This window comes from Burkholderia sp. Tr-20390, assembly GCF_017104595.1.
Lineage (GTDB): Bacteria > Pseudomonadota > Gammaproteobacteria > Burkholderiales > Burkholderiaceae > Burkholderia.
This window is the reverse complement of the sequence record NZ_JAAGPC010000252.1, coordinates 1-9,151: the sequence shown is the minus strand read 5'-3', so window position 1 is coordinate 9,151 and position 9,151 is coordinate 1. Positions and strand designations below refer to the sequence as shown.

The window sequence follows — 9,151 nt, the reverse complement described above, 5'->3', positions numbered from 1 at the left end:
ACCGGCGACGCGATGCGCAGGCGCGCGCGTACCACTTCATGTCGGCGATGGCGGGCGACCTGCCCGGCTTCGAGGAGGCCGCGCGCGCGCTGTATGCGAACGACCTGACACGCGTCGCCGAGCTGATCGCCGGCTGGCCGGACGACGTGCGCGACCATGCGCTCGCGCTGGCACGCGGCGAACTGCCGCCGTCCACCGAAGACTGCTGACAGGAGCATCGGACGCCATGACCGCATTCGATCTGAATCGCGGCGCGATCGCGCCGGTTGCCGACGAGGCCGATCTCGTCGATCTGCGCGTGACCGGCACGATCCCGCACGAGCTCGCCGGCACGTTGCTGCGCAATGGCCCGAATCCGCCGGGTGGCCGTTTCGAAGGAAACGATATGCTGTCGTGGTGGCCGGAAGCCGCGATGCTGCACGCGATCGCGTTCGAAGGCGGCCGCGCGACCGGCTACCGGAACCGCTGGGCGCGCACGCAGCGCTGGGCGGCGGTGCATGCGCCTGAAGCGGCATCGCAGCTGCCCGACACCAACCCGAACGTGAACGTGCTGCAGCATGCCGGCGAGTTGCTCGCGCTGGCGGAGGGCGGCGCGCCGTTCGCGATCACGGCCGCGCTCGATTCGCTCGGTGTGCCGGCGCGGCACGCGGGCCTCGGCGGCGGGATGACCGCGCATCCGAAGGTCGATCCGGTGACCGGCGAGCTGATTGCGTTCCGCGCGGACTGGCGCGCACCGTGGCTGCGCTACGGTGTCGCCGATGCGCAGGGCGTGCAGCGCGTCGATCTCGAGATCGCGCTGAACGCGCCGTCGATGATGCACGACCTCGCGATCACCGAAACCCGCAGCCTGCTGCTCGACCTGAACGTCGGCTACGACTTTTCGCTGCTGAAGCACGGCCACCGGATGCCGCTGCGCTGGCACGACGACCGGCCCGCGCGCATCGGCGTGATCCCGCGCCACGGCGGCGCGGTGCGCTGGTTCGACGTCGAGCCGTGCTTCATCTTGCACGTCGTGAACGCGTACGACTGCGACGCGTCGTGCATCGTGCTCGATGCGGTACGCTATCCGTCGTTCCTGCGGCTCGACGCGGGCACGGGCCGCTTCGCCGACAACCCGGTCGGCGAGCTGTGGCGCTACGTGATCGATACGGCGAACGGGCTGATCGACGAAGGGCCGCTCGCCGACGGCGGCATCGAGATGCCGCGCATCAACGAAAGCCGGACGGGGCGCCGCTACCGCTACCTGTATGCGGTCGAGCAGCCGAACCCTGTGGAAATGCGCGGCGTGATGCGCTTCGACCACGCGAGCGGCACGACGATGCACTACGCGGTGCCGCCCGGCGACCAGAACAGCGAGCCGGTGTTCGTGCCGCGCCCGGGCGGCGCGAACGAGGACGACGGCTGGCTGCTGGTGATGGTCTACCGGGCGGCGACCGATACGAGCGACGTCGTGATCCTCGATGCGCGCGCAATCGATGCGGGGCCGGTTGCCACCGTGCACCTGCCGCGCCGCGTGCCGGCTGGGTTCCACGGTGCGTGGGTGCCGCGCGAACGTTGAACGTGAGCGGCGGCGCGCGTCACTGCGCGCGCAGCGCGTCGACGATCTTCAGCCGCGCGGCGCGCATCGCCGGCAGGAACCCGCCGACGAGCCCCATCACCAGCGAGAACAGCAGCGTCTTCACGACGATCGCGGGCGTCAGCACGAAGCGGAACGACAGGTCGGCGAAGGTTTGAAAGTTGGTCGTCGAGAACGACGCGAACTGCATCAGCGACGCGCACGCGAGCCCCGCGACACCGCCGACGAAGCCGAGCAGCAGCGCTTCCAGCAGGAACGCGGCGAGCACGTTCGTGCGCTTGAAGCCGAGCGCGCGCAGCGTGCCGATCTCGGCGACGCGGTTCGCGACCGACGCATACATCGTGATCATCGCGCCGATCATCGCGGCGATCGAGAAGATCGTCGACAGCGTGATGCCGAGGATGTTGATGAACGTCGACAGCGCCTTCGACTGGTCGCCGTAGAAGGTCTGTTCGCGTTTCGCCTCGTCGGTGAGGCGCGGGTCGACGTCGATGTCGGCCTTGAAACGCGCGAAGCCGTCGGCGCTCGGGATGCGCAGCACCATCGACGAATAGCTGGTGCGCCGGAACGACTGCATCAGCTGGTCGACGTCGCCCCAGATCTCCGAATCGAAGCCGCTGCCGCCCGCGTCGAAGATGCCGACGATGGTCCAGTCGCGCTGCGCGAAATGCAGGCTGTCGCCGAGTTGCGTGCCGCTGAAGCCTTTCGCGATCGCGCTGCCGACGATGATTTCCGACGAGCCGGGCGCGAACATGCGGCCGGCGACGAGCTTCACGTGCGGGCGCAGCGCGAGGCCGGCCGGCGACACGCCGCGGATCACGACGTTCGACGGCTTGCCGGTCGAGGTCTTCACCAGCGAGATCAGCACGACCGCTTCCTTCGACACGAGCGGCCGGCCGTCGGGGCCGAGCGCGACGGCCGGATGCATCTCGAGCGCATTGGCCTGCTGGTGGTCGATCGAGCTCTGGATCTCGGTTTCGGCACCCTTGCGGATCACCACCGCGTTGTCGGGTTCGCCGGTCGACACGAGCGTCTTCGTGAGCCCGGCGTCGAGCATCTGCACGGTCGCGAACACGAAGATCACGAGCGCCATCCCGCCGGCGGTCAGCGCGGTGGTGAGCCGTCGGGTCCACAGGTTGCGCGCGATGTAGTTGAGCGGGATCGCCATGTGCCAACCTAACCGATTGCCCGGAGGCCTTCGACGACGCGCACGCGCGCCGCCTGCCACGCCGGCACGATCGCCGCCGCGAAGCCGACCGCGACCGAGCACGCGGCTTGCAGCACGACCGTCTCGGTCGACACCTTGAACACCGGGAAGATGCCGCCGGCCGCCTGCTTGAAGAGGCTCGCGGCGGGCGGCGTCGCGAGGATCCCGAGCCCGCCGCCGGCCACCGCGATCACGACCGATTCGCCGAACACGATCAGCGCGAGGAAGCCGGGGCCGAAGCCGAGCGCCTTCAGCGTCGCGTATTCGGCCGTGCGCTCGCGCGCGCTCATCGCCATCGCGTTGGCCATCACGGCCATGATGATCAGGATCACCACGTACGACACGAGGCGGATCGCCGCGATGATCTGGTTCGACATCGCGACGAAGCCGAGCTGGAACGCCTGCTCGGTTTCGGTCAGCGTCTCGGCGAGCGAGTTCTTGAACACCGCGTCGACGTGGCGCGCGATCGACGCGCCGTCGTCGGGATTAGCAACGCCGAGCACGAACACGCCGACCTGGTCGGCCTGCTTCGGCGTGCGCTGGCGCACCGTCTCGTTCAGGTATTCCCAGTGGAACACCAACTGCCGCGTGATCGTCGAGTCGTCGCGGCCGTCCAGGATGCCGCGCACGACGAAATCCCACGTGCCCGGGTAGATCGTGCCCTTCAGCGGGATCACGTCGCCGATCTTGAAGCCGAACTGCGTCGCGAGCTGGCGACCGACGAGGCAGCCGCGGCGGTCGCGATCGTAGTCGGCGCGCTGCTGCGCCGGGATGATGAATTCCGGGTACAGGTCGAGATAGTTGTCCGATACCGCGAAGCTCGCGAAGAAGTTCTTCGGGTCGCGGTAGATGCCGCCGAACCAGTTCGAGCGGACCACGGCCGTCACGCCTTCGACGCCGCGGATCCGGTTCTCGTAGCTGACAGGCAGCGGAAACACGAGCGAGATCGCGTTGCGCGTGACGAGCCGCCCGCTGGACGCGGCGGCCGCGCCCGCGTACCACGCGTCGACCACGGTATGCAGCAGCCCGAACGCGAGCACGGCGATGGTAAGCCCGAGCACGGTCAGCAGCGTGCGCAGCCGGTGCCGCATCGCATTGCGCGCGATCAGCTTCAGCACGTACATTGCGCGCGCTCCCGCAGCCGGTCAGCCGGCGTGCCCATCGATCAGCTCCCCTTTTTCCAGATGCACGAGCGAGCGCGCGGCGCCGGCCGCATGCGCGTCGTGGGTCACCATGATGATCGTCTTGCCGAGCTCGGCGTTCATCCGCTGCAGCATCGCGAGCACGTCGGTGGCCGACGTGCGGTCGAGGTCGCCGGTCGGCTCGTCGGCGACGATCAGCACCGGATCGGTGATCAGCGCGCGCGCGATCGCGACACGCTGCTGCTGGCCGCCCGACAGCTCGGACGGGTAATGGCTCGTCCGGTCGCCGAGGTTCACCATGTCGAGCACGAGCTCGACGCGCTCGCGCCGCTCGCGGCGCGACAGGTGCGTGAGCATCAGCGGCAGCTCGACGTTCTCGAACGCGGTGAGCACCGGCATCAGGTTGTAGAACTGGAAGATGAAGCCGACGTTCGCCGCGCGCCATTCGGCCAGTTGCGCCTCCGCGAGCAGCGAGATGTCGAGCCCGCCCACGCGCAGCTCGCCGCTGTCGGGCCGGTCGATGCCGGCCACCAGGTTCAGCAGCGTGCTCTTGCCGGAGCCGGACGGCCCCATCAGCGCGACGAAGTCGCCTTCGCGGATATCGAGCGTGATGTCGGTCAGCACGGGCACGATCTGGTTGCCGCGCCGGTACGACTTCGCGACGTGGCTGATCTCGACGAGGGGCGGCGGGGCGTCGTTCACGCGTGCGCTACTTCTTCGCGACGGTCACTTTCGCGCCGTCCTTCAGCTTCGCACCCGGCGCGAGCACGACGGTGTCGCCGGGCTTCACGCCGGCGAGCGCGACGAGCTCACCAATCCGCATGCCGCGCGTCACGGGCACGGCGTGCACGGCGTCGTCCTTCACGACGAACACGACCGGCCGCCCGTCGCGCTCCACGACCGCGCTGGCCTGCACGGCCGTCACCGGCTGCCGGTCCTGTGCCGACACGGGCTTCGACAGGAACGCGATCTTCGCGCTCATGTCGGGCAGCACGCGGTCGTCGCGGTCGACGAAGCGCACCTTCACGAGCACGGTGGCCTTCGAGCGGTCGACGGTCGGCACGATGCGCGACACGCGGCCCGCGAAGCGCATGTCGGGCAGCGCGTCGAGCTGGATCTCGCACGGCTGCTCGGCGCGGATCTTCGCGATGTTCGATTCGGCGACGTCGGCCTCGACCTCGAGCGTGTCCATGTCGGCGATCGTCACGACCGCGCCCTTGCTGTCCGACGCGGACGAGAACGGCGTGATGTTGTCGCCGACGTTCGCGTGCTTCGCGAGCACGATGCCGTCGAACGGCGCGCGGATCACCGTCTGGTCGACTGCCACCTGCGCGGCCTGTGCGTTGGCCTCGGCCGATGCGATCGCGGCCTGGTCGCTGTTGAGCGTCGCGCGCGCCTTGTTCACGCGGGCCGTGTCGGTGTCGAGCTGCGCGGCCGGCACGGCGCCCTTGGGCGCGAGCGCGGACGTGCGGCGCAACGCGATCTCCGCATCCTTCAGTTCCGCCTGCGCGACGCCGAGGTTCGCGCGGGACACCTGAACCTGCGCGCGCGCCTGCGCGAGCGATGCTCGCACGTCGTTGCTTTCGAGCCGCGCGATGATCTCGTCCTGCTTCACGCGCGTGCCTTCGAGCACGCCGAGCCATTCGACGCGCCCCTGGCCCTTCGACGCGACCGCGGCCTTGCGCTGCGGCACGACGTAGCCGGTCGCATTGAGCTGCGTGTCGTTCTGGTACGGGTAGGCGGACGTGACGGCGGTGGTTTCGACGGCCGGCCGGCCGGTGAGTGCGAGGCCGGCGGCGATCGCGCCGATGACGAGCGCGGCGGCCACCGCATAGCGGAGCCACCGGCGACGACGGGGCGCCGGGGCGAGCGGACGCCGGTCGATTTTCAGTTTGTCCAGATTGTGATCGGGCAATTTGAGCGCCTCGAGACGGCGGCGGTCTGGCGACCGGCCGCGATCCGGTTTCCGGGGAAAGGGACGGATGGACGCCAGTATAAGCGTCGCCCCGACGGTGCGCGAGCCGGTTTGCAGCGCCGCCGCGGCGGCCGCCGGACGGGGCACCGCCCCGGGGATACGCGTGCTCCCCCGGGGAAACCCGAGGGGCGCAAGCAACGTGTCAACTTGCCGCGAACACGGTGCGTTATGGAACCAGTGCGTCAGGTTTTGTCGCGACGGCACGGCGAAAGCCGGCCTTGCGGCCTGGGGCTCCGATGCGAATGCCTCGCATCTTTACTGACCGGTACGTTTGATTTTTTCTCCGCTAAAGGAAGAACAATGAAGAAGACGCTCGCTTCGATCATCGCCGCAGCATTCGCACTCGCATCGGTTTCGGCATTCGCACAGGCGTCCGCGCCGGCAGCCGACACGTCGGCAGCCGCTCCGGCACCGGCCAAGAAGGATCACAGCAAGCCGAAGCACCAGCTGAAGCGCCACGGCTCGGCCAAGGGCAAGGCGAAGGCCGAAGCCGCATCGGCCGCCGGCACGAACGACGCAGGCGCGCAGAACTAAGAAGCGCGTTGCGCTGCGGCCGGCACCGCCGGCCGCCAGTCGCGAGACCCCGCATGTTCACGCATGCGGGGTTTTGTTTTTTTCAGGCCTCGTGTTCATCGGCCGGCGGCGGCGCGCGCATCGCGTCGACCACCGTGCGCATGCGCCGCCAGTGCGAGCCTTCCCAGAACACGCGCCGGCACACGTCGCACGCGGCGAAGCGCCGGTGCCGCAGCCGGACGCCGGCCGGCACGCGTGGCGCGGCAGCGGCCGCGTCGAGCGGATGCAGCGGCGCATTGCAGCGCAGGCACAGCCGGAATGGCCGCATGTGCGGCGCGAGATCGAGCCGTTCGAACAGTTCGCGCAGCTGGTCGGCCGGCTGCAGCGCGTGCAGGTAGCAGCCGCGCGCGACCGCGCGCCGCTTGAGCAGCTCGCGGTCGCGGGTCAACACGATCCGGCCCTCTCGCGCGGCGAGCGCCGCGAGCTCGTCGTCGCGGTAGTGGTTGTCATAGCAGGTGTCGAAGCCCGCGAGGCGCAGCAGTTGCGCGAGGCCGCCGAGATGCGCGTCGGCGACGAAGCGCCATTGCGCGGGCGGCGGCGCGGTGGCCCCGTTCACGGCAGCCGGCCGTGCGCGTTCCGGAAAAGCCTCGACCCGGTCGCCGTCGTCGAGCGGCCGGTCGAGCGCGGCCGGCGCATCGTTCACGCACAGCCGGCCGATTTCGGTATGCGGGACGCCGAGCGCCTCGATCGCGTGCTTCACCGTCGCGTCGCGCGCACATGCGTGCCCGAACGCGCGGTCGCGCTGGGCGCGCGGGAGAAAGGCGTTCAGTTCGTCGTGGAAGCGGAAGGTCGCGGTCGCCATGCGGGCAGTATGGCACCGCGCCTGGCCGGCCGCGTGCCCTGCAGGCGCCACGCATCTGTGTTTAACTCCCCGCTTCACGGAGCGAAGGAGCGGGAAATGGATCTCGGATTTATCGGGCTGGGTGAAATGGGGCAGGCAATCGCGACGAACCTGCTGAAGGCCGGGCACACGGTGCGCGTCTGGAACCGGTCGCGCGAGCGCGCCGAGCCGCTCGCGGCCGTCGGCGCGCAGATCGTCGACACGCCGGCCGACGCGTTTCGCGGCGACGCGGTGTTCTCGATGCTGGCCGACGACGCCGCGGCGCGCGCGATCTTCGACGACGCGCTGCTCGCCCAGGCGCCGCGCGGCCTGATCCACGTGAACATGGCGACGGTGTCGGTCGCGCTGGCCGAATCGCTCGCGCACGCGCATGCATCGCGCGGCATCCATTATGTCGCCGCGCCGGTGATGGGCCGGCCGGACGTCGCGGCCGCCGCGCGCCTGACGATCATGGCGGGCGGCCCGGCCGAGGCGATCGACCGCGTGCAGCCGCTGTTCGACGCGATCGGCCAGAAGACCTGGCGGTTCGGGTCGTTGCCGCAGCACGCGAACGTCGCGAAGATCGCCGCGAACTTCACGCTCGCGTCGGCGATCGAGACGCTCGGCGAAGCGTCTGCCTTGCTGGGCGCGCACGGCGTCGCGATGCGCGACTTCCTCGACGTGATCACCGGCAGCGTGTTTCCGGGCCCCGTCTACGAAGGCTACGGCTCGATGATCGCCGAGCGGCGCTACGAGCCCGCGCGCTTCAAGGCGCGCCTCGGGCTGAAGGACGTTCGCCTTGCGCTGGAAGCCGGCGACGCCGTGTCGGTGCCGCTGCCGGTGGCGAGCGTCGTGCGCGACAACCTGCTCGACGCGCTGGCGCACGGCGGCGGCGAGCAGGATTTCGCGGTGCTCGGCGAAGTCGCGCTGCGCCGCGCGGGCCGCTGAGCCGTCGCGCGACAGAAGTCCGGCACACCGGCATAATCGACGTTTTGTTTTCCCTTACATCGACGCAGAGGCGGGCATGAACTTGCATACGTGGTGGCTTTTCGTGGCGACGGTGTTCGTCGTGTCGGCGATTCCGGGCCCGAACATGCTGCTGGTGATGACGCACGGCGCGCGGCACGGGCTGCGGCGTTCGACGTGGACGATGGCCGGCTGCCTCACCGCGCTGGTGCTGATGCTGTCGGTGTCGGCGGCGGGCCTCGGTGCGGTGCTCGAAGCCTGGCCGGCGATGTTCAACACGTTGCGCTTCGCGGGCGCGGCCTACCTGATCTACCTCGGCGTGAAGGCATGGCGCGCACGCGTCGATGACGAGCAACCTGCCGCCGACGTCGACACCGTGTCGCGCCAGGCCGCGCCGGCATCGCGCGGGACGCTGTTCCGCAACGGCTTCCTGGTCGCGGGCAGCAACCCGAAGGCGATCCTGTTCGCGGCTGCGCTGCTGCCGCAGTTCATCAACGCGGCCGAGCCGACGCTGCCGCAGTTCGGCATTCTCGTCGTCACGTTCGCGGTGATCGAGGTGAGCTGGTATCTCGTCTACGCGTCGTTCGGCACGCGCATCGGCGCGACGCTGAAGAGCCAGAGCGTGGCGAAGATCTTCAACCGGCTGACGGGCGGGCTCTTCGTCGGCTTCGGCGCGATGATGGCGCTGGTCCGTCACTGATTTCGCGCTGACACCGGCGTACCGAACGCCCCGTTCCTCTCAAGAGGGCGGGGCGTTCTGCTTTTCGGGCCTGCGTCCCGCTCGCTCGGCGCGCGGGCGCGTCAATGCCGCCGCGCCGGCTCCGCGTCCGGCCGTGAGCCCGAAGACGGCGGCCGCGCCGGCGAACGCAAACCCCACGCCGCACACCGCGCA

The 9,151-nt window shown here is 69.8% G+C and carries 10 protein-coding genes; 5 read left to right on the top strand and 5 right to left on the bottom strand.

What is annotated here, in order from left to right; translation table 11 throughout:
• Positions 1 to 209 (top strand): DUF2239 family protein (locus G3N98_RS36225; protein ID WP_206150813.1); only part of this gene is annotated, 209 nt, incomplete at its 5' end.
• Between the two features lie 17 nt (positions 210 to 226).
• Positions 227 to 1,558, top strand: a complete 1,332-nt coding sequence (locus G3N98_RS36220; RefSeq protein WP_206150812.1) for a carotenoid oxygenase family protein — start codon at positions 227 to 229, stop codon at positions 1,556 to 1,558.
• A gap of 19 nt (positions 1,559 to 1,577) precedes the next feature.
• On the opposite strand, the gene G3N98_RS36215 is transcribed toward G3N98_RS36220, so the two are convergent.
• From G3N98_RS36215 to G3N98_RS36200, 4 genes are read right to left on the bottom strand one after another with little or no spacing between them, the layout of a single operon-like run.
• Entirely contained in the window at positions 1,578 to 2,744 is a 1,167-nt protein-coding gene (locus G3N98_RS36215; protein WP_206150811.1) for an ABC transporter permease, read from the bottom strand.
• 8 nt (positions 2,745 to 2,752) lie between these two features.
• A complete protein-coding gene (locus G3N98_RS36210) occupies positions 2,753 to 3,907 on the bottom strand; it encodes an ABC transporter permease (protein WP_089424264.1) in 1,155 nt (384 codons plus the stop codon).
• Positions 3,908 to 3,928: 21 nt separating this feature from the next.
• Complete coding sequence (locus G3N98_RS36205) at positions 3,929 to 4,627, bottom strand: ABC transporter ATP-binding protein (protein ID WP_089471978.1); 699 nt, start codon at positions 4,625 to 4,627, stop codon at positions 3,929 to 3,931.
• 7 nt (positions 4,628 to 4,634) lie between these two features.
• Positions 4,635 to 5,840 (bottom strand): efflux RND transporter periplasmic adaptor subunit, encoded by a 1,206-nt coding sequence (locus G3N98_RS36200; RefSeq protein ID WP_206150810.1) that lies wholly within the window; start codon positions 5,838 to 5,840, stop codon positions 4,635 to 4,637.
• Between the two features lie 360 nt (positions 5,841 to 6,200).
• Between G3N98_RS36200 and G3N98_RS36195 the strand changes: the two genes are divergently transcribed.
• Entirely contained in the window at positions 6,201 to 6,434 is a 234-nt protein-coding gene (locus G3N98_RS36195) for a hypothetical protein (RefSeq protein WP_089424267.1), read from the top strand.
• 82 nt (positions 6,435 to 6,516) lie between these two features.
• Here G3N98_RS36195 and G3N98_RS36190 read toward each other — a convergent pair whose 3' ends face one another.
• The gene (locus tag G3N98_RS36190; protein WP_206150809.1) at positions 6,517 to 7,275 is read right to left on the bottom strand and encodes a Mut7-C ubiquitin/RNAse domain-containing protein; all 759 of its coding nucleotides are present in this window, start codon (positions 7,273 to 7,275) and stop codon (positions 6,517 to 6,519) included.
• Positions 7,276 to 7,284: 9 nt separating this feature from the next.
• On the opposite strand from G3N98_RS36190, the gene G3N98_RS36185 reads away from it, so the two are divergent.
• Together G3N98_RS36185 and G3N98_RS36180 are read left to right on the top strand one after the other, a co-directional pair.
• Entirely contained in the window at positions 7,285 to 8,241 is a 957-nt protein-coding gene (locus G3N98_RS36185) for an NAD(P)-dependent oxidoreductase (RefSeq protein ID WP_226124041.1), read from the top strand.
• A 76-nt stretch (positions 8,242 to 8,317) separates the two neighbouring features.
• Complete coding sequence (locus G3N98_RS36180; RefSeq protein ID WP_089424269.1) at positions 8,318 to 8,959, top strand: LysE family translocator; 642 nt, start codon at positions 8,318 to 8,320, stop codon at positions 8,957 to 8,959.
• Positions 8,960 to 9,151 lie beyond the last annotated feature (192 nt).

Excerpts from the sequence above, each read along its gene's own strand:
- G3N98_RS36220 (WP_206150812.1), top strand. The coding sequence starts at position 227 with ATGACCGCATTCGATCTGAATCGCGGCGCGATCGCGCCGGTTGCCGAC.
- G3N98_RS36215 (WP_206150811.1), bottom strand. The coding sequence starts at position 2,744 with ATGGCGATCCCGCTCAACTACATCGCGCGCAACCTGTGGACCCGACGG.
- G3N98_RS36210 (WP_089424264.1), bottom strand. The coding sequence starts at position 3,907 with ATGTACGTGCTGAAGCTGATCGCGCGCAATGCGATGCGGCACCGGCTG.
- G3N98_RS36195 (WP_089424267.1), top strand. The coding sequence starts at position 6,201 with ATGAAGAAGACGCTCGCTTCGATCATCGCCGCAGCATTCGCACTCGCA.
- G3N98_RS36190 (WP_206150809.1), bottom strand. The coding sequence starts at position 7,275 with ATGGCGACCGCGACCTTCCGCTTCCACGACGAACTGAACGCCTTTCTC.
- G3N98_RS36185 (WP_226124041.1), top strand. The coding sequence starts at position 7,285 with ATGGCACCGCGCCTGGCCGGCCGCGTGCCCTGCAGGCGCCACGCATCT.
- G3N98_RS36180 (WP_089424269.1), top strand. The coding sequence starts at position 8,318 with ATGAACTTGCATACGTGGTGGCTTTTCGTGGCGACGGTGTTCGTCGTG.